This window comes from Variovorax sp. 01N429, assembly GCF_056399425.1.
The window spans coordinates 645,273-664,145 of the sequence record NZ_JBFTRG010000001.1; the positions used below are offsets into that span (position 1 = coordinate 645,273).

Annotated in this window: 27 protein-coding genes; 4 read left to right on the top strand and 23 right to left on the bottom strand. The window is 62.1% G+C overall.

The features are described from left to right. Positions 1-18: 18 nt before the first annotated feature. Positions 19-867: a DMT family transporter gene (locus AC1DSF_RS03120; protein ID WP_478125246.1), complete on the top strand. Its 849-nt coding sequence runs from the start codon at positions 19-21 to the stop codon at positions 865-867. Here the strand turns inward: AC1DSF_RS03120 and AC1DSF_RS03125 are convergent, their stop codons facing one another. From AC1DSF_RS03125 to AC1DSF_RS03160, 8 genes are all read right to left on the bottom strand, one after another. Then, positions 868-1,902, bottom strand: coding sequence for an NADP-dependent oxidoreductase (locus tag AC1DSF_RS03125; protein WP_478125247.1), 1,035 nt, complete (start codon positions 1,900-1,902; stop codon positions 868-870). A gap of 128 nt (positions 1,903-2,030) precedes the next feature. Then, entirely contained in the window at positions 2,031-3,311 is a 1,281-nt protein-coding gene (locus AC1DSF_RS03130; RefSeq protein ID WP_478125248.1) for a HAMP domain-containing sensor histidine kinase, read from the bottom strand. Next, positions 3,308-3,994: a response regulator transcription factor gene (locus tag AC1DSF_RS03135; protein WP_478125249.1), complete on the bottom strand. Its 687-nt coding sequence runs from the start codon at positions 3,992-3,994 to the stop codon at positions 3,308-3,310. The genes AC1DSF_RS03130 and AC1DSF_RS03135 overlap by 4 nt, the downstream gene beginning before the upstream one ends. 67 nt (positions 3,995-4,061) lie before the next feature. Continuing rightward, positions 4,062-4,520, bottom strand: a complete 459-nt coding sequence (locus tag AC1DSF_RS03140) for a Spy/CpxP family protein refolding chaperone (RefSeq protein ID WP_478125250.1) — start codon at positions 4,518-4,520, stop codon at positions 4,062-4,064. 100 nt (positions 4,521-4,620) lie between these two features. Continuing rightward, entirely contained in the window at positions 4,621-6,435 is a 1,815-nt protein-coding gene (gene ptsP, locus AC1DSF_RS03145) for a phosphoenolpyruvate--protein phosphotransferase (protein ID WP_478144287.1), read from the bottom strand. A 37-nt stretch (positions 6,436-6,472) separates the two neighbouring features. Then, a complete protein-coding gene (locus AC1DSF_RS03150; protein WP_478125252.1) occupies positions 6,473-6,742 on the bottom strand; it encodes an HPr family phosphocarrier protein in 270 nt (89 codons plus the stop codon). Continuing rightward, positions 6,711-7,166, bottom strand: a complete 456-nt coding sequence (locus tag AC1DSF_RS03155) for a PTS sugar transporter subunit IIA (protein ID WP_478125253.1) — start codon at positions 7,164-7,166, stop codon at positions 6,711-6,713. The genes AC1DSF_RS03150 and AC1DSF_RS03155 overlap by 32 nt, the downstream gene beginning before the upstream one ends. Positions 7,167-7,242: 76 nt before the next feature. Next, the gene (locus AC1DSF_RS03160; protein WP_478125254.1) at positions 7,243-7,803 is read right to left on the bottom strand and encodes a hypothetical protein; all 561 of its coding nucleotides are present in this window, start codon (positions 7,801-7,803) and stop codon (positions 7,243-7,245) included. 94 nt (positions 7,804-7,897) lie between these two features. On the opposite strand from AC1DSF_RS03160, the gene AC1DSF_RS03165 reads away from it, so the two are divergent. Next, positions 7,898-8,395 carry a TlpA disulfide reductase family protein gene (locus AC1DSF_RS03165; RefSeq protein ID WP_478125255.1) on the top strand — a complete coding sequence of 166 codons (498 nt, stop codon included), beginning with the start codon at positions 7,898-7,900 and terminating at the stop codon, positions 8,393-8,395. A gap of 42 nt (positions 8,396-8,437) precedes the next feature. Here AC1DSF_RS03165 and AC1DSF_RS03170 read toward each other — a convergent pair whose 3' ends face one another. Then, positions 8,438-8,884 carry a c-type cytochrome gene (locus AC1DSF_RS03170; protein WP_478125256.1) on the bottom strand — a complete coding sequence of 149 codons (447 nt, stop codon included), beginning with the start codon at positions 8,882-8,884 and terminating at the stop codon, positions 8,438-8,440. 207 nt (positions 8,885-9,091) lie between these two features. On the opposite strand from AC1DSF_RS03170, the gene AC1DSF_RS03175 reads away from it, so the two are divergent. Together AC1DSF_RS03175 and AC1DSF_RS03180 are read left to right on the top strand one after the other, a co-directional pair. After that, a complete protein-coding gene (locus AC1DSF_RS03175; RefSeq protein ID WP_478182327.1) occupies positions 9,092-9,748 on the top strand; it encodes a cytochrome b/b6 domain-containing protein in 657 nt (218 codons plus the stop codon). Continuing rightward, positions 9,745-10,326, top strand: coding sequence for a GNAT family N-acetyltransferase (locus tag AC1DSF_RS03180; protein ID WP_478125258.1), 582 nt, complete (start codon positions 9,745-9,747; stop codon positions 10,324-10,326). Before AC1DSF_RS03175 ends, AC1DSF_RS03180 begins: the two co-directional genes overlap by 4 nt. A gap of 26 nt (positions 10,327-10,352) precedes the next feature. Here AC1DSF_RS03180 and AC1DSF_RS03185 read toward each other — a convergent pair whose 3' ends face one another. The 14 genes from AC1DSF_RS03185 to AC1DSF_RS03250 form a co-directional block, all read right to left on the bottom strand. Continuing rightward, on the bottom strand, positions 10,353-10,865 hold the full coding sequence (locus AC1DSF_RS03185; RefSeq protein WP_478125259.1) for a redoxin family protein: 513 nt from the start codon (positions 10,863-10,865) through the stop codon (positions 10,353-10,355). A gap of 71 nt (positions 10,866-10,936) precedes the next feature. Continuing rightward, positions 10,937-11,206 (bottom strand): 30S ribosomal protein S17, encoded by a 270-nt coding sequence (gene rpsQ / locus AC1DSF_RS03190; RefSeq protein ID WP_478125260.1) that lies wholly within the window; start codon positions 11,204-11,206, stop codon positions 10,937-10,939. A gap of 9 nt (positions 11,207-11,215) precedes the next feature. After that, on the bottom strand, positions 11,216-11,467 hold the full coding sequence (rpmC, locus tag AC1DSF_RS03195) for a 50S ribosomal protein L29 (protein WP_478125261.1): 252 nt from the start codon (positions 11,465-11,467) through the stop codon (positions 11,216-11,218). A gap of 14 nt (positions 11,468-11,481) precedes the next feature. Continuing rightward, positions 11,482-11,898, bottom strand: coding sequence for a 50S ribosomal protein L16 (gene rplP, locus AC1DSF_RS03200; protein WP_028250943.1), 417 nt, complete (start codon positions 11,896-11,898; stop codon positions 11,482-11,484). Positions 11,899-11,926: 28 nt separating this feature from the next. Beyond that, positions 11,927-12,847, bottom strand: coding sequence for a 30S ribosomal protein S3 (rpsC, locus tag AC1DSF_RS03205; protein WP_478125262.1), 921 nt, complete (start codon positions 12,845-12,847; stop codon positions 11,927-11,929). Between the two features lie 16 nt (positions 12,848-12,863). Next, entirely contained in the window at positions 12,864-13,196 is a 333-nt protein-coding gene (rplV, locus tag AC1DSF_RS03210) for a 50S ribosomal protein L22 (protein WP_019657678.1), read from the bottom strand. A 9-nt stretch (positions 13,197-13,205) separates the two neighbouring features. Beyond that, complete coding sequence (gene rpsS / locus AC1DSF_RS03215; protein WP_062478874.1) at positions 13,206-13,484, bottom strand: 30S ribosomal protein S19; 279 nt, start codon at positions 13,482-13,484, stop codon at positions 13,206-13,208. Between the two features lie 10 nt (positions 13,485-13,494). Continuing rightward, complete coding sequence (gene rplB / locus AC1DSF_RS03220; RefSeq protein WP_028250945.1) at positions 13,495-14,319, bottom strand: 50S ribosomal protein L2; 825 nt, start codon at positions 14,317-14,319, stop codon at positions 13,495-13,497. Positions 14,320-14,321: 2 nt separating this feature from the next. Next, positions 14,322-14,657 carry a 50S ribosomal protein L23 gene (gene rplW / locus AC1DSF_RS03225; protein WP_478125263.1) on the bottom strand — a complete coding sequence of 112 codons (336 nt, stop codon included), beginning with the start codon at positions 14,655-14,657 and terminating at the stop codon, positions 14,322-14,324. Next, a complete protein-coding gene (gene rplD, locus AC1DSF_RS03230) occupies positions 14,654-15,274 on the bottom strand; it encodes a 50S ribosomal protein L4 (RefSeq protein ID WP_478125264.1) in 621 nt (206 codons plus the stop codon). The genes rplW and rplD overlap by 4 nt, the downstream gene beginning before the upstream one ends. After that, positions 15,274-15,954 (bottom strand): 50S ribosomal protein L3, encoded by a 681-nt coding sequence (gene rplC, locus AC1DSF_RS03235; RefSeq protein ID WP_478144314.1) that lies wholly within the window; start codon positions 15,952-15,954, stop codon positions 15,274-15,276. Before rplC ends, rplD begins: the two co-directional genes overlap by 1 nt. A 714-nt stretch (positions 15,955-16,668) precedes the next feature. Beyond that, positions 16,669-18,240: a hypothetical protein gene (locus AC1DSF_RS03240; protein WP_478125266.1), complete on the bottom strand. Its 1,572-nt coding sequence runs from the start codon at positions 18,238-18,240 to the stop codon at positions 16,669-16,671. A 148-nt stretch (positions 18,241-18,388) separates the two neighbouring features. Further along, positions 18,389-18,703 carry a 30S ribosomal protein S10 gene (rpsJ, locus tag AC1DSF_RS03245; RefSeq protein WP_028250951.1) on the bottom strand — a complete coding sequence of 105 codons (315 nt, stop codon included), beginning with the start codon at positions 18,701-18,703 and terminating at the stop codon, positions 18,389-18,391. 22 nt (positions 18,704-18,725) lie between these two features. Beyond that, positions 18,726-18,873 (bottom strand): EF-Tu C-terminal domain-related protein (locus AC1DSF_RS03250; protein WP_478099174.1); only part of this gene is annotated, 148 nt, incomplete at its 5' end.

Here is an 18,873-nt window from a genome sequence, read left to right on the forward strand (position 1 = left end):
CCGCTTAAGCTCGGCGGCATGTCTTCCACGCTGAACGCTCTCGCCGCCATTGCACTCTGGGCCACGCTGGCATCGCTGGGCACTTCGCTGTCTCATCTGCCTCCTTTTCTGCTGACGGGGCTGGCGCTCATGATCGGCAGTGCCCTGAGTTGGCCGCTCGTCTTGCGCAATCGCCGCGCATGGGCCGTGCCGCCACGCACATTGGCGCTCGGCGTCTACGGCCTGTTTGGTTTTCACTTCCTGTTGTTCATCGCGCTGCGGCACGCGCCTCCGGTAGAAGCAAACCTCGTCAACTATCTCTGGCCTTTGTTCATGGTGGTGCTGGCGCCGGTGCTTCTGCGGGGCGTGTCGCTGCGGCCACTGCACGTGATTGCGGCACTGCTGGGCTTTGCGGGCGCGGCCATCGCAATCCTCGGCGCGCGCAGCGGGACTTCAGCCGATGCAGCTAGCAGCTATTGGGGCTTCCTGCCGGCGCTTGGCTCTGCGTTCATCTGGGCCAGCTATTCGCTGTGGACGCGGCGCGTGCCCGCCTTTCCCACGAGCGCCATCGGTCTCTTCGGGCTCGTCTCGGGCGCGCTTTCGCTGGCGTGCCACGCACTGCTGGAGCCGTCCGTCGCGCTCTCGCCGCGCGACTGGCTGCTCGTGGTCTTGTGCGGCCTCGGCCCGCTGGGCGCAGCGTTTTTCTTCTGGGACGTGGCGCTCAAGCGCGGCGACGCACGACAGATCGGCATCCTGAGCTACATCACGCCGTTGACATCGACCGCATTGCTGCTGGTCGTGACGCAACGCCCGCTGAGCTGGACCATCGCGCTCGCCGCGGTTCTCATCATCTCGGCCGCAGTGATGGGGACGCGAGCGCGAGGCTGATCAGTCGGCGACCTTGAGCACCAGCTTGCCGAAGTTCTCGCCCGTGAAGAGCTTCGTCAGCGCTTCCGGGAAAGTCTCGATCCCTTCGACGACGTCTTCGCGGCTCTTCATGCGGCCATCCTTGAGATAGCCCGACATCTCGGCGATCGCCACGTGATATCGGTCTGCGTAGTCGAACACGACCATGCCCTGCATGCGAGCACGGTTCACCAGCAGGCTGAGGTAGTTCTTCGGCCCCTGAACGGGCGTGGTGTTGTTGTATTGACTGATGGCGCCGCAGATGATGATGCGGGCACCGCGTGCGAGCTTGGCCAACGCCGCATCGAGGATCTCGCCGCCGACGTTGTCGAAATAGATGTCGACGCCCTTCGGGCAATGCGTCTTCAGGCCCTCGCGCAAGGCGGCCGGCCCGGCCTTGTAGTCGATGCATGCATCGAAGCCGAGCTCCTTCACCACCCACTTACACTTGGCCTGGCCACCCGCAATGCCCACTGCGCAGCAGCCCTTGATTTTCGCGAGCTGCCCGACAGTCTGGCCGACAGCACCGGTGGCGCCGGAGACGAGCACCGTCTCGCCCGGCTTGGGTTCGCCGATGTCCATCAGGCCGAAATAGCCGGTCATGCCGGGCATGCCCAGCACGTTGAGCCATTGAGTGATCGAACCGGCGTTCAAGTCGATCTTCGTGAGCCCATTGCGCTTGATTTCCTCTTGGGGGATCAGCGCGTATTCCTGCACTCCGAGCGTGCCGTAGACGACATCGCCGATCGCGAACGCCGGATTGCGCGAAGCGGCGACACGCCCCACCCCGCCGGCGCGCATGACCGCGCCGATCTCGACCGGCGGGATGTAGCTCTTGCCCTCGTTCATCCACCCGCGCATGGCCGGATCGAGCGAGAGAGACAGCGTCTTGACGAGAACGCCACCTTCGGCCGGTTCGCCTGCAGGCTCGTTGGTGAACTGCCAGTTGTCGCGCGTTGCCATGCCGTCAGGGCGCTTGGCGAGTCGGACTTGGCGATTGGTAGGGGGATTGCTCATGCTCGTGTCTCCTGGAGGGCTTGCTGGGGCAAGCGCATCGTAGTGCCGCTCCGCCGGCGCGTTGTTAGCGAAGGCGACAGCGATCATCGGCCGTCGATGGTCGAACCTCGACGCCGGGCCCTGCAGCTTCAGCTGAGAAGCACCGTGACGGACAGCCCCGGTTCCGCATTCTTCACGGTGAGCTTGCCGCCATGCGCCTCGGCCACCAGACGGCACAGGTACATGCCCAGCCCCACGCCGCCGGTCGCCCGCTGGCGCGCGCTGTCGGTTCGATAGAAGGGCTCGACCAACCGCTGCAATTGCGCCGCATCGACGCCCGGGCCGAAATCGCGCACCTCCAGTTCCACGCCTGGGCCAGACCTGCGCAGCCTCACGCGAGGAGGCGCGGCACCCTCCGCGCCGTGGCGCAGCGCGTTGTCCAGCAGGTTTCGCACGAGCAGACGAACGCGCGCCTTGTCGAGCGAAAGCAACGGCAGATCCGGCTGGGTTTCCACGGCAACCTGCTCTCCGCCGGGAAGCTCGCCAGCCACCTCACGTACCAGGGCCGGGAAATCGACCTGCTCGCGATGGAGCGCGGCGTGCGGACTGGCAAGCCGCTCGCTTTCGAGCAGGTCGCTGATGAGGTCGCGCATTTCGGCCAGATCGCGCAACAGCGCTGCTCGTTCGGCAGCGCCTTCGGGCGTGGCGGGCAGTAGTTCGGCATTGAGACGCGCCCGCGTCAGCGGCGAACGCAGCTCATGGCTGAGTGCGAGCAGCAGGGCGCGCTTGGCATCAAGCATCCCCTGGATGTCGTGGGCCATGGTGTTGATGCGAAGGGCAAGGTCACCCAGTTCGTCTCGGCGACGCACCGGGATCGGCTCTTCGAAGGCCCCTTGCCCGAAGCGCTCGGCGCCCGCCCGGATATCGTCCAGCGGCCGCAGCAGTCGCCGAACGTACGCATACGCCACAGCGATGAGCGCCAGCAACAGCCCGAGCGTGATCCACCCGATACCCTGCGGCTCACGCTCCCACGGCAGCGTTGCAATCCCGAAACTGATGCGATGACCATCAGCAGTCGTGCGGCTGAGCCAGTCGCCTCGTGGACCGAAGCCATGCTGATGGCGCTCCGGATGCGAATCCCAATTCACCACCGGCCCCTCGATGCGGATCGAGATCGGCAATCGGGCAACCAGCGCCTCGGCGCGCGCCACGTCGGGCGGCGTGCCGAGTTCGGCCACGATGCGGTCCATGTAGTCGGCCACCAGTGGCCGGGCGGCATCGCGCCACCCGCCCGAAAAGGCCCGCTGCATGCCGCCGAGGAACACCGCCGCCATCGCCAGCGCAAGCAGCACGAAGACGATGATCAGCCGCACACGCAACGAGTGGCCCCAGCGATGGCGCCAGCCCTGGCGTGCTCGCCGCGTCCTCATGGCCCGCTCTTGCCGACAGCGAGCGCATAGCCCGCATTGCGCAGCGTCTTGATGCAGTCGAGTGGCTCGAGCTTCTTGCGCAACCGGCTCACGACGATGTCGACGGCCCGGGTGTAGAGCTCGGCTTCATGGCCGCGCAGACGGTTGAGGATTTCATCCCGGCTCCAGACTTTGCCCGGCTGGTCGGCCAGCAGGGCCAGAAGTTCGAATTCGGTCCCGGTCAGGTCCACGCGCTCGCCCTGTCGCAGCACTTCCCGCCTGTCGAGGTCGATCGACAGGCCCTCGAACTCGCGGCGCTGGGATGAGGCAGCAGGCGCCGCTGCCCTTTGCCGGCGCAGGATCGTCTGCACACGTGCCACCAATTCGCGCGGCTCGAATGGCTTCGGCAAATAGTCATCGGCGCCGAGTTCGAGACCGACCACGCGGTCCATGACGTCGCCGCGGGCTGTCAGCATCACGATCGGAATGTCGCTTTCCTTGCGGATTTCGCGGCACAGGGCAAAGCCGTCCATCTCGGGCAGCATCACGTCCAGGATGGCGGCATCGTAGGTTGCTCCACGCAGCTTCGCCAACCCTTCGCTTGGCCGCGTGGTGCTCTCCAGCACGTAGTCGAAGCGCGCGAAGTAGCTGGCGAGCGGCGCGCCCAGGTGCTCGTCATCGTCGATCAGCAGGATGCGGGGCATTCGGGCATTGTGCATACGCGCGAAAAGTAGGCTGTTCGCCAGGCCTGCGGGCATGGTCAGCGGGCGTTCATCCCCTCCTCCAGCGCCGGCCTCTGTCCATGAATTCGCGCACCTTCTGTTGCTGGGCAGGATTCAGGTTGTCGAAGAAGTCGGCCGCCGCCGCGATCACTTCAGGGCTGCCAGCCTGCACGGCAGCCGTCTTGTCGGCCACCAGCTTTCTCGCGCGCTCCTGGTCGAGCTTTGCGCCGGCGAACAATGCGCGGAATTCCGAGCGAGGATCACCGCCGCCACGCAATGCTGCGCGTTGGGCTTGTATCTTTTCGCTCAGCACCTGCAGTTTCTGCTTCTGCGTTGCGTCGAGTTCGAGCTTGCTGCTGACGCGCTCGACCATTCGCGCCCTGAATTCAGCCCGGTCTTGCTCGGAGCCGCCACCCCAGCCGGGGCGGTGGCCGCAACCTGCCAAGCTGCCTGCGAGCAGTGCAGCACCGGCAATACCGAAGAGCGAACGTTTGAACCAGCGTTTCATGAGAGTCTTCCTTGGATGTGATCGGATGTCGATCAGGAGACTCGATGGTGCTTTGGCATCGCCGTGAAGTCCTTTCGCGGCGGTTTCGGCATGTTTCGTTTTATTGCGGTGCGCCCGCGATCGGCCCCAGCGCGGCGGCGGGTTCCTCGGACTCGATCACAGCCTGCGCCCAGGGCTCCAGCTTTCTGGTGTCGGCGCGCAGCACTTCCTGCTTGACTGCCAGGATCTGCGAAGGATGCATCGAAAAGCTGCGCAGACCCAAGCCAAGCAGCAAGCGGGTGAACATGACGTCGCCCGCCATTTCGCCGCACACACTGACGCTCTTGCCCTGGCGCCGGCACTCGGCAATCGTGTCGGCCACCAAGCGCAGCACGGCCGGATGCGCGGGGTCGTAGAGATGCGCCACCGATTCGTCCGCCCGGTCTATGGCGAGCGTGTACTGGATGAGGTCGTTGGTGCCGATCGACAGGAAATCGAAGTACTTCAGGAAGGTCTTCAGCGTGAGCGCGGCGGCCGGGATTTCGATCATGGCGCCGAGCTTTACGTTGCCATGCACCATCCCGCGGTTGTCCAGTTCAGCCCGCGCGAAATCGATGAGCGACAGGGTCTGGCGGATTTCGCTCACGTGCGCCAGCATGGGGATCAGCAGGTGAATCTCACCATGCGCCGCAGCGCGCAGGATGGCGCGCAACTGGGTCAGGAACATCGCCGGATCGGCCAGGCTCCAGCGGATCGCGCGCAGACCCAAGGCAGGATTCAGGTGGGAGTCCTCTCGGAGGGCTTTGCCGTCCAGCGGCTTGTCCGCGCCGACGTCAATCGTCCTGATGGTCACGGGCATGCCCTGCATGCCCTCGACCGCATTCCGGTACGCCCGGTATTGCTCTTCCTCGTCGGGCAGGCGCGTCATCCGCTGCGCTTCGCGGCCCATGAAAAGGAATTCGCTCCGGAACAGCCCCACACCGACAGCGCCGGCCCGGACCGCGCCTACCGTGTCTTCGGGCATTTCGATGTTGGCGAGCAACTCGACGCGCTGGCCGTCGAGCGTCACGGCGGGCTTGTGCCGCAGCCGGGACAGACGTCCGCGTTCGAGGTCGCCTTGCCGCTGCTTGAAGCCGTACTCGGCCAGGATGATCGGCGAAGGATCGACGATCACCACGCCAGCATCGCCATCGATGATGACCCAATCGTCCTGCCGCACCAGTTGGCTCGCACTGCGTGCGCCCACCACGGCGGGGATGTTCATGCTGCGGGCAACGATCGCCGTGTGCGAGGTGCGTCCGCCGACGTCGGTCACGAAGCCTGCGAACACGCTCTTCTTGAACTGCAGCATGTCCGCCGGCGAAAGGTCATGCGCAATCAGCACCAGCGGCACGTCGATACCGTCGCCGGCGGTCGGGTCCGGATGCTCATCGTCATCGGATGAGCGCTTGCGCCGCGGCGGTGTGGGTGCGAGCACCGCCGCCGTCCCTTTCATGCGATGCAACAGTCGCTCGACGACCTGCTCCAGATCGGCCTTGCGTTCGCGGAGGTACTCGTCCTCCATCTCGTCGAACTGGCGCGCGACGACTTCGAGTTGCGTGGTGAGCGCCCATTCGGCGTTGTACAGGCGCTCCACGATCCAGTGCTTGACGCCGCCGGTGAGTACCTCGTCCTGCAACAGCATCTGGTGCACATCAAGAAGCGCGGAGAGTTCGTGCGGCGCGTCATTGGGACCCATCAATGCGACGCTGGCCTGAAGCTTGTGTAGCTCCTCCGCCACTGCGTTTCGAGCGACACGCACCCGGTCGATCTCGGCATCGATTTCCTCGGGCTTGATGAAATAGTGGGCGACGTCGATTCGGCTCGAAACGACGAGCACGGCGCGGCCGATGGCAATGCCACGGGCAACCGGGAGACCGTGGATCGCGAATGTCACTGTCTACTCCCCCAAGTGCGCCATCTATTCACCTCCCCTATTCACCTTCCCCGAACTTGTCGTTCATGAGGGCCACGATCGCGTTCAGCGCCTCTTCCTCGCGTTCGCCGATCGTCTCCACTTCCACCGTGACGCCAATGCCTGCCGCGAGCATCATCACGCCCATGATGCTCTTTGCGTTCACCCGGCGGTCGCCGCGTGCAAGCCAGACCTCGCAGGGATAGCTCCCGGCAAGCTTGGTGAGTTTGGCCGATGCCCGCGCGTGCAGGCCCAGCTTATTGCTGATGGTCACGGATGTCTTGGTCACTATGCTTTCTTCTTGCCTGATTCTGGGGAGCGGTCACGGCCACCTGCATCACGCCCGCAGTTCCGCCGGTGAGTGCGCGCTGCACGAGAGTATCAAGGGGTTCATTTCGATAGCTCACGGCGCGCAGCAACATCGGCAGGTTGACGCCGGCGACGAGCCGGGATCGGGCGCCGTCGACGAGCTTCTGAGCCACATTGCATGGTGTTGCACCAAAAACGTCGGCCAGCACGAGCACTTGCGAACGCGGAGTGCGCTGGAGCTGGGCAAGCGTGATGCGCGCGGCGGCGAGGGTTTCGTCGGGTGATACGTTGGGCAAGACGTCGAGCGCCGCCACGGCGTGCTCGGAATCGGGAAACACATGCAGCGCGCACTGCCGTAACGCCTGCGCAAGCGGCGAGTGGGCAATGATGAAAATGCTGTTCATGGATTTCGGCGGGCAGTCTGGCAATTATGAGGGGCCATCCGTCCAGGTGTAGAAACAAGGCAAGGCGGCAGTCGGCTCACGGAACGCGGATTCCTTCAAAAAACGTCGCCAGCGCTTCTGGGGATGACGGGGAACCCAGGACGGTCGCCTGATAGATCGCCATTCCATCCGGCCGCTGCTGCGCGAACCAGATGACGTGCGCACCTTCTCCCTTGCTTTCCCCCGGCGTGCCCTGGGTGTCGCCCTGGGTATCGAGCCGCGCCGGGGCGGGTGAAGCAGCGGCGCGCAGCACGGAGGCGGGGGCTTCGACGATCTGGGCATTCGAGAGCTGGGTCCGGGTGGCAGCCCGCCATGCCCGAATCCAGCTTTCCGCCTGTTCGGCGCTGCCGGCTGAAGCGTGCGCAATGGCGAAGGTTGCGCCTCCAGTCTTGCAGCCGGCCATGTCGACGGAAACCATGTCGGTCCCGAGCGGCAGCTGGCGCGTGGCTCGATCCGGCTTGCAAGGCAGCAGGACGACCACGTCGGCGTCTCCCACAGGAACCTCTCGCCAGTTGAAGGTGGGGCTGCACGCGGCAAGCACGATTGCGGTCACGACCAAGGTCGCGCGACCGAAGCGCAGAAAGGACAGGATCGGCATGGAACATCGATTATCGAACGCCCCTTCGACCGTTCCGGGCGGCCGGCACGACTCTGCGTTGCGATCTAAAATTCGCGGACTCCTCTGTCCTTCCATGAAAAAAGTCATCTACGCCGCCGCAACCGCGCTCGCCCTGGCCGTCGGGGTTGGCGTTTACCTGAACACGGGGGTTTCCGCTGCGCCGGCATCGACCTTCGTGCTTCTCGACGGAACGCGAAAGAGCACCGAGGACCTAAAGGGCAAGGTCACGCTCGTCAATTTCTGGGCAACGAGCTGCGTCACCTGCGTGGGAGAGATGCCGAAGGTCATCGCGACCTATGACAAGTACAAGAACCAGGGCTACGACACCCTCGCCGTGGCAATGAGCTACGACCCGCCAGCATACGTCGTCAATTACGCCGAGACACGCAAGCTGCCGTTCAAGGTGGCTATCGACAATACAGGTGCGGTTGCCAAGGCATGGGGTGACGTCCAGCTGACGCCAACCACCTACGTGGTCAACAAGCGCGGTGAGATCGTGAAGCGCTATGTCGGCGAGCCCGACTTCGCCGAACTGCACAAGTTGATCGAAAAGCTGCTCGCCGAAGCGTAGATGGGGCCGCCGCCGTGCTAGGCGCGAGTCGGCTGGTCCGGATCACCTGCTCCTGAAGGTGTCGTGGCAAGCCTTGCAGGTTTCGCCAAGCGACCCCATTGCGGTCTTCAGTGAGTCGACGTTCCCGGCTTTGGCGGCGACAAGGAGGTTGTCGGTTCCGGCCATCAGCCGATCGCTCAGATCCTTGAACTTGGCCTGCTCCTTCCAAATCTCCGGCTTTGCCTTTCCGCCCTCCGTGCCAGGACCGAAGGCAGGCCACGGAAGCCTCGATATCTGCGCGACCACCTCCGCGTTGGCAACGGCGGCGGTCGCATCGTACGGCACGCGGCCGCTGGCCATGGCGCCCAGGCGGCCCACGTGCTGGCTCTGGATAAACATTGCACTCTGGCGGTACTTGATCGCATCTTCGGGTTTGGCGAACTGGGCGCTAGTCGAAACAGAAAAGGCCGCGCAAACGGCGGCCAGGGCAAGGCTGACGAGAGATTTCATCGTGGATCCTTTTTTTGCTCGCGCATCGCGGAGTACGGCGCCGTGGCAGTTTAGAGACTCGGCGCCATCGGGGACTAGTGACAACCCGCAAGTCACCTTTGCGCCGAAGTTTGCTAATCTGCGCTTCCCGCATCTTGCGTCAAGCCATCGATGACTGCCCCTTTCGAGCCCACGACGCGCCGCGCGAAGCCGGGTGATCCTGGCGCCATAGCGACCCGTGTCTGGGATTTGCCGACGCGGGTTTTTCACTGGCTGTTGGCACTGACCGTGATCGGCCTGATCGCGACCGGCCTTTCGGGGGTCATGGAATGGCATTTCCGCCTCGGCTACGCCGCGCTGTCGCTCCTGCTTTTTCGGCTGTTTTGGGGATTTGTCGGCGGGCGGTGGTCGCGCTTCTCCGCTTTCATCTACGCGCCGCGGTCCGTCGTCTCGTATCTGCGGGGCCGCGCGCACCCGGACCAGCTCATCGGTCACTCGCCTTTGGGCGCGCTATCGGTGTTCGCCGTTCTTGGGCTGCTTCTGGTGCAAGTCGGGACGGGGCTGGTTGCCGATGACGAGATCTCCGCGTCGGGGCCGCTGACAAGCTTCGTTCCCGGTTCGCTGGTGAGTGCCGCGACAAAGTGGCACGCGGCGCCAGGCAAGTGGCTCGTCATCACGCTTGTAAGTCTGCACGTGCTCGCCGTTCTGTTTTACGTGATTGTCAAGGGTCGCATGCTGATACGGCCCATGATCTCCGGTGACAAGCCACTCACCGACGGCACCGGCGCGTCAAGCCGCGATGACGCCGCATCAAGGCTTCTGGCGATTGTCGTGTTCGCGGCCTGCGCCGGCTTCGCAGGCTGGATCTCATCATTGCGCGTATGAGCAACTCAATGTCACGTCCCCTGCCCCTGGCAGGCACACCGGAAATCGTGCTTTTGACACCCGATGAGCCGGACGAGATTGAAGCGACGCGGGCGATCTTTCGAGACTATGCGGCTTCACTTGAGATCGATCTCGGTTTTCAGAATTTTGATGATGAACTCGCCGGATTGCCGGGGGACTATGCTGAACCTCGGGGCGCTTTGTTTTTGGCATTGGTCGACACCGACGACACGGCGGTACCCGTGAAGGGGCGGCCATTGCGACGGTCCGATGGAGGTTTCGCGCACGTTGCCGGCTGTTGCGCGCTGCGTCCGTTGGATTCGGCGGACTACTCCAACGCGGCAGAGATGAAGCGCCTGTACGTGCGGCCGGAGTTTCGGGGAGTGGGAGTCGGACGGCAGCTCGCGGAAGCCATCCTCGATGCCGCGCGCGGCGCGGGCTATGCTTGCGTACTGCTGGATACGCTCGACGATATGGAATCCGCGAGGGCACTCTACGAAGAGCTTGGGTTCGCCGAAGTGCCCCCCTATTATCACAACCCGATTGCAGGGTCGCACTATCTCAAGGCGGATCTGTAGCTCAAGCGAGCGTCGGCCACGGGTTGCTACGCAACGCTGCGGGCTTGTGCCAACAGCGTGTCAGCATCACTGACCTCGAACTTGCCCGGATCTTCGACGTTGAGTGTCGCGACCTTGCCGTCTTTCACCAGCATCGAATAGCGATTGCTGCGGACACCCATTCCGCGCGAGGTCAGATCCAGCGTCAGGCCGGTTGCATTCGCAAAAGCGCCGCTGCCGTCCGCCAGCATGCGAACCTTGCTTCCCGTCTTCTGATCACGGGCCCAAGCGCCCATGACGAAGGCATCGTTGACACTCACGCACCAGATTTCGTCCACGCCGGCAGCCTTGAAATCTTCAAAATGCTGGACATACCCCGGAACATGCTTCGCTGAGCACGTGGGTGTAAAAGCCCCAGGCAGAGCGAAGACGGCTATAGTCTTTCCAGCGGCAGCCTTGGTGACGTCTACAGGATTGGGCCCGATGCTGCAGCCCTCACCTTCGACCTCAGAATATTCCTGAAGCGTTGCAGCAGGCAGCGTGTCACCGACATTGATCATTTGAAGTACTCCTGAAAAAGAAAAGCGGCCCACATTGTGGGCCGCTTTTGCTCGGACTGCTTCGGCTGCGATCAGACCAGAACGGCCTTTTCGATCAAACGGGTCACAACCCAGTTCTTCGACTTCGAAATTGGCCGGCTCTCAGTGATCTCAATGGTGTCACCCAGCTTGTATTCGCCCTTTTCGTCATGGGCGTGGTACTTGCTGGTCTTCGCCACGATCTTGCCGTAAAGCTCGTGTTTCACGCGACGCTCAACGAGCACGGTCACGGTCTTTTCACGCTTGTCGCTGACCACCTTGCCAATCAAGGTGCGCTTGAGGGATTTTTTAGCTTCCGTCATGTTCACTCCTTACTTGGCGGCTTGGGCTTCTTGCTGCTTTTGAGCAAGAATGGTCTTGGCGCGCGCAATGTCGCGGCGCGTCACGCGCAGTGTCGACGTATTCGACAGCTGTTGCGTGGCTTTCTGCATGCGCAGGCCGAAATGGGCCTTCTGCAGGTCTTTGATTTCGGCCTGCAGGCCCGCAACGTCCTTGTTGCGCAGCTCGGTGGCCTTTGAAGTCTTGGCCGGGGCCGCGACTTCCTTCTTTTTACGTGTTGCCATGGTGTTCTCCTCGATCAGGCGCCGAGCTGGCGTGCGACGAAGGTCGTACGCAACGGCAGCTTGGCAGCGGCCAGACGGAATGCTTCGCGAGCCAGTTCTTCGGGAACGCCGACGATCTCATAGATCACCTTGCCGGGCTGGATTTCGGCGACGTAGTACTCGGGGTTGCCTTTACCGTTACCCATCCGCACTTCTGCGGGCTTGTGAGAGATCGGCTTGTCCGGGAACACACGAATCCAGATGCGGCCGCCGCGCTTGACGTGACGCGAGATCGCGCGACGTGCGGCTTCGATCTGACGGGCCGTAAGGCGGCCGCGGTCGATCGACTTTAGGCCGAAATCACCGAACGACACCGCATTACCGCGGGTCGCGATGCCGGTGTTGCGGCCCTTTTGTTCCTTTCGGAACTTTCTGCGTGCAGGTTGCAGCATGTTTATTACTCCGTAGTTCTAAGACCGATCACTCGGTCTTGGCACCGTCAGCTGCTGCAGCTGGCGCGGCTTTGCGGACGCGCTTAACGGCGGGTTTCGAGTCTGCACCTGGAGCTGCCGGAGCGGCGCCAGTAGCTTCTGCGGGCTTGTCGCTGCCGTCGGTTGGGGCGACGTTGCCACCAATCGGACCACGAGCGCCGGCGCGCGGACCACGACGGTCAGAGCCCGGACGGTCGCCACCCGGGCGGCCATCACGGCGCGGGCCGCGAGGACGACGCTCTTCGTCAGGGCGTGGCGTTTCGACAGCAGGCAAATCGTTACGTCCCAGCGTATCGCCCTTGTAGACCCAGACCTTGACGCCAATGACGCCGTACGTAGTCTTGGCTTCCGACGTGCCGTAGTCGATATCGGCGCGGAGGGTGTGAAGGGGCACTCGACCTTCGCGGTACCACTCGGTACGTGCGATCTCGATGCCGTTCAGCCGGCCAGCCGACATGATCTTGATGCCTTGAGCACCCAGACGCATGGCGTTCTGCATAGCGCGCTTCATGGCGCGGCGGAACATGATCCGCTTCTCGAGCTGCTGAGTGATGCTGTCGGCGATCAGTTGTGCATCGATTTCGGGCTTGCGTACTTCTTCGATGTTGACAGCGACCGGTACTCCGAGTTGCTTGCCCAATTCGCGCTTGAGATTCTCGATGTCTTCGCCCTTCTTGCCGATGACGACACCCGGGCGCGCCGAGTAGATCGTGATACGTGCATTCTTGGCGGGACGCTCGATCAGCACGCGCGAAACGGACGCGTTCTTGAGCTTCTTCTTCAGGTACTCACGTACCTTGATATCTTCTGCCAGCATGCCGGCGAAGTCGCGGTTGCTTGCGTACCAGCGGCTGGACCAGTTACGGCTGACCGCAAGGCGGAAGCCGGTTGGGTGGATCTTCTGTCCCATATTTCTTCCAGGCCTGTTAGTTGCCAACCGTCACGTACACATGGCACGTGGGCTTGCTGATGCGATTGCCGCGACCCTTGGCGCGCGCGGTGAAGCGCTTGAGCGTGGCGCCCTGTTCGACGTAGATGGTCTTCACCTTCAGTTCGTCGATATCGGCCCCGTCGTTGTGCTCTGCGTTGGCAATTGCCGATTCGAGCACCTTCTTTACGATGACGGCGGCCTTCTTCTGCGTGAATTGCAGAATGTTGAGTGCTTGATCGACTTTCTTTCCGCGGATCAGGTCAGCGACCAGACGGCCCTTGTCGACCGAAAGGCGAACGCCGCGGAGGACTGCACGTGTTTCAGACATGGTCGTTCCTTACTTCTTCTGGACTTTCTTGTCCGCGGGATGCCCCTTGAAAGTGCGCGTGAGCGCAAATTCACCGAGCTTGTGACCAACCATCTGGTCGGTGATGTACACGGGCACGTGCTGTTTGCCGTTGTGCACAGCGATCGTCAGGCCGATGAATTCCGGCAGAACCATTGAGCGACGCGACCAGGTCTTGATCGGCTTCTTGTCCTTGTTCGTCACAGCCTTGTCGGCCTTGGCCACAAGGTGGTGATCCACGAACGGACCCTTTTTGAGAGAGCGAGTCATTTGCTAACCCTTACTTCTTGCGACGCGACACGATGAAGACCTGCGTGCGCTTGTTGTTACGGGTGCGATAACCCTTGGTGAGATTGCCCCAGGGGTCGACAGGATGGCGGCCTTCGCCGGTCTTGCCTTCGCCACCACCGTGCGGGTGGTCCACCGGGTTCATTACCACACCGCGAACGGTCGGGCGGATACCCATCCAACGCTTCACACCGGCCTTGCCGAGTTGGCGCAGGCTGTGTTCTTCGTTGGCGACTTCACCGATGGTCGCGCGGCATTCCACATGCACGCGTCGGACTTCGCCGGAACGCATGCGCACCTGTGCGTAGACGCCTTCACGAGCCAGCAACGTGGCCGAGGTGCCTGCCGAACGCGCGATCTGCGCACCCTTGCCGGGTTGCAACTCGATGCAGTGGATCGTCGAACCCACCGGAATGTTGCGAATAGGCAGCGTGTTGCCGGCACGGATCGGAGCTTCCGAACCGCTCAGCAGCGTTGCACCGGCTTCCAGGCCCCGCGGGGCGATGATGTAGCGGCGCTCGCCGTCGGCGTAGCACACGAGCGCAATGTGAGCAGTACGATTCGGGTCGTACTCGATACGCTCGACCTTGGCCGGAATGCCGTCCTTGTTGCGCACAAAATCCACCACACGATAGTGATGCTTGTGGCCCCCGCCCTTGTGGCGAGTCGTGATGTGGCCGTTGTTGTTACGGCCGGCCTTCTGGAACTGCGGCTCCAGCAAAGCTGCATGCGGCGCACCCTTGTAGAGGTGGTCTCGCGAAATCTTCACCGCGCCGCGTTGGCCCGGCGAAGTGGGTTTCATCTTGATGACGGCCATGATTAAGCGCCTTCCCCGACGAGGTTGAGCTCTTGACCAGCCTTGAGCGTCACGTAGGCCTTGCGAACGTTGTCGCGGCGACCGATGGACTTGCCGAAGCGCTTGGTCTTGCCCTTGGTGTTGAGCACCGACACGCCCTGAACCTCAACCTTGAACATCAGTTCAACGGCGGCTTTGATTTCGGGCTTGGTGGCGTCCTGCAACACCTTAAAGGTGACTGCATTCGACTTTTCGCCGATCATCGTGGCCTTTTCGGACACGATCGGGGCGACCAGCACGTTCATCAGACGACCTTCGTCGAACTGACGTTGTGCGGGAGTAGGGTTCATGCGGCTCATGCGAACATCTCCTTGAGCTTGTCGACGGCACCCTTTGTGACCAACACTTTTTTGTAGTGAACCAGCGACACCGGATCGGCGTACCGCGGCTCGACCACAAGCACGTTGACCAGGTTGCGCGAAGCGAGATACAGGTTCTCATCGACTTCTTCGGCAATCACGAGCACTGACTCGAGATTCATTGCCTTGAACTTGGCGGCCAGCGCCTTGGTCTTCGGCGAGTCAACCTTGATCGAGTCAACCACAGCCAACCGACCTTCGCGCGCGAGTTGCGAGAAGATGGACGCCATGCCAGCGCGATACATCTTCTTGTTGATCTTCTGTGAGAAATTTTCGTCAGGCATGTTCGGGAAAATGCGGCCGCCTCCGCGCCACAGCGGCGAGGAAGTCATACCAGCACGGGCGCGGCCCGTTCCCTTTTGCTTGAACGGCTTTTTGGTCGAATGCTTAACCTGCTCGCGGTCCTTTTGGGCGCGGGTGCCTTGGCGGGCATTGGCCTGGAATGCGACGACGATCTGGTGAACCAGGTCTTCGTTGTAGTCACGGCCGAACACGGTCTCCGGCGCTTCGTACTTCGAGGCAGCCTGGCCTTGTTCGTTCAGGAGTTCGAGTTCCATTACTTCGCTCCTTCAGCGGCTTGCGGCTTGGCCTTGACGGCCGGACGCACGGTGACGAAGCCACCCTTCGAACCCGGAATTGCACCCTTGATCAGGAGCAACTGCCGAGCCTCGTCGATACGGATCACATCGAGGTTCTGGGTTGTTACCGTGACATCGCCGAGATGGCCCGTCATGCGCTTGCCCGGAAATACGCGACCGGGATCCTGCGCCATGCCGATAGAACCCGGCACATTGTGCGAACGGCTATTGCCGTGCGATGCGCGCTGCGAACTCATGTTGTGACGCTTGATGGTGCCAGCGTAGCCCTTACCGATCGAAGTGCCTTGCACGTCGACCTTCTGGCCAACCGCGAACACGCTCGCGGCAGCAATGACGCCGCCAGCCTTGTGCTGACCAGCCGTATCGGCAGTCACGCGGAATTCCTGGATGATCTCGCCTGCCTCGACGCCCGCCTTGGCGAGGTGACCGGCTTCAGGCTTGGTGACGCGCGATGCCTTGCGCGAACCGAACGTCACTTGAACTGCGACGTAGCCATCATTCTCTTGGGTTTTGATCTGGGTCACGCGGTTGTTCGACACATCCACCACCGTGACAGGAACTGCGTCCCCGTCATCAGTGAAGAGACGCATCATCCCCACCTTGCGGCCCAGCAACCCGAGGGAGTTGCTCAGACTCATAGTTTTCTCCAAAACTTCCGCCGCTGCCACTTCAATTGGCGACAGCGTTTGGTTTGCGAAAGAAGGTTAATAAAGCTCTGCGCAAAGAGGCTCGGAGGCGCAATTTGGGCAGAGCCGAAGATTATAGCGCGCATCTCGCAAAGACCGCAACGCTCCCAACAGCCCAGCAGGACGCCTACTTAACTCGATACGATCGGACTGGGTCTCCACCGGGTGTTTGCTTGAGTTCGCCGGCATGCGGTAGGGCAGAAGGGGACGCTCGCGTCTGGATTGGAATCGAAGTTGCGCTGGTCGCGCCGTGCTGCGTCGTGAACACATGTAGGTAGCCAATACCTGCCGCTGCGGGAGTGACGTTGACTGTCAATGACGTCACTTCGCCCGCTGGCAACGTGCGCACCTCTTCGCCACCTGGGAGCCTGAGACCTCCCTCCGTGGTCAACTTAACCACGGCGCCGCTCTGCTGAGTCACCCCGTCGAAAGCCAGCACCACCGGAACAGCAACACCGGGCACGGGCGTGCCGTCGACTCGATACTGAACGATCACCCCCGAGCCGTTCCCCTTCATCGGAGCCGTGCTCATAGTTTTGCTGGGGGCCGGCGCTTTGCGCAGTCCAGTCATGTCCGCCGCAGCAGCCAACGCATTCAAGGAAACGAAAAGCGCCAACGCAAGGGGCGCACTGACGACGGTGCCTTTTCCTTTCGTAGGTCCAGCGATCATTGAATGGTCACTTTGAAACATGTCGAGGCCGATGTGTTGTTGAAGTCGTTGATTACCAGGATGCTCTCTCCCGCTGGGAAATTGACCGATGCCGCCTCACTTTGGCCGAGACCGTCGGCTTCGGCAATCTGTCCGCCGCTGTAAACGACCCAGTCCGGATCGACCGCGCTCGAATCGGCTAGCACTGTGATCGTATGGGTACCCGCCGCCGGTGCGGTGAGCCGGAGATAGGCGTAACTCCCCAGTTTGTTGCCGGCACCCGCCTGATTGGAAACACAGGCCGACTTGACTGCGCCCGCCGCAGCGCTCTGATACATGGGAAGAGCGGCCTGAACTCCGCCATCGTTCATTTCAAGAACGCCGTACGGATCAGAAAAAGCGCTGATCTTCTGCCCCGTCAAAAGCGCGGACAGATTCGAAGCGCCTTCCGGTGCGGTCAAATAGAAGGCAGCGGCGAACGGGTGAATAGAGGTCACAGGCAACCCGCGCTTGAACGGCCCGGTCATGGTGTCGTGGATCGCCTTGAAGCCAACTTGCCCATTCAAGATCCACAGAATTGACTGCACGGAGGCCTCGCGAAACCATCCAGGATCCGAACCGTCCCCGGCTCGGAGATCAACATTGGACCCTTGAGCTTGGCCGGGCCCGACTGAATCGATGTAATTGCTGCGTCCCAGGGCGATGCCTGACCACGCATTGCCCCAACCCTCCGAAAACGCGACCCGCCGATCGAGCCTGTCCGTGATGGCATGGCTGCCCCCAGGGGAATCGTCACGACTGAATGCTGACTGATAGTAGTGACCCCATTCATGGGCAATCACCGATTCATCGTACTCGTCCGAGTCAACGTTCTCCTTGCCCAGAACAAAGATCGTGCGGCCCGCCGTTCCGTTGCCAAAGAAGGTCGTGCCGATTTGCCCCAGAGCTGGATTGCCGCTGGCCGGGACATTGTTAGCACTCCAGAACACACGCAACGCTGGAAAAGCCGTATTGGGCGCGACCGACAACACCTTAGCCTGAGCCGTATAAATCGTATCCAGGAGAGCAAACGGCGCCGCGACACGCATCCCGCTATATCCGGACCCGCCCCACCCGGACGGCGCATGAACGTCACGCGCGAGCACAGCAGCGGTGCCGGAGGCAAACGTAGGCGTCTCCATTGCGTAGATGGCATTGGCCTGGGTGTTGTCGCGGACCGAGACATCCCAACTCGGCCCAGCACCCAGTTGCGACAACTGAGCTTTGACGCGCACTATCAGCGATGTATTCGACGGGACCGCCACCGAGTACAGGCCTTTCTCATCCGTATTGGCGGAGGCAACGATGTTTGATGCGGCGTTCAAGATTTCGACCACTGCTCCTCGAACCGGCTTCGCAACTGTTGCCGCATAGTTCAGAGCGCCCGTGATGTTCGGGACAGAGTCATAGGTAACGGCTCCGCTCAAGCGAACATTGGCTACCGCCACCGACGCGCCAGAGGCGGGCGACGCCGAGGGAGAGACGCCGACGGTTCCGCCACCACCCCCGCCCCCGCAGCCCGCCAGGAGGGCCAGTGCTGCAGATAACACTAATCCTCGCCTTAACACTTCACTTCCCATATCCCGCGCCTCCCTGGCCTTCACAACGGCCTGCCGCCTTGCTTCTAGGATGCCATATCAGGCGCAAAAAAAGCCCGCTGACACAAAGGCCAGCGGGCTTTGAAGTAAGCAAAGGCTCTTATTGCAGCTTGATCTCCACGTCGACGCCTGCGGGCAAGTCGAGCTTCATGAGTGCATCGACCGTCTTGTCGGTTGGGTCAACGATGTCCATCAGACGCTGATGCGTGCGGATTTCGAATTGATCCCGGCTCGTTTTATTGACGTGCGGCGAACGCAGAATGTCGAAGCGCTTCATGCGAGTCGGCAGGGGCACGGGACCCTTGACGATCGCGCCTGTACGCTTGGCCGTGTCCACGATCTCTGCAGCCGATTGGTCGATCAGCTTGTAGTCGAACGCCTTCAGGCGGATGCGAATTTTTTGCTTGGTAGCCATGGTAATTCCTTGGTGCGTTCGATCAGATGTCGAGGATCTTTGCCACGACGCCCGAGCCGACGGTGCGGCCACCTTCGCGAATTGCGAAGCGCAGGCCCTCTTCCATGGCAATCGGGTTGATCAGCTTCACTGTGATCGACACGTTGTCGCCCGGCATGACCATTTCCTTG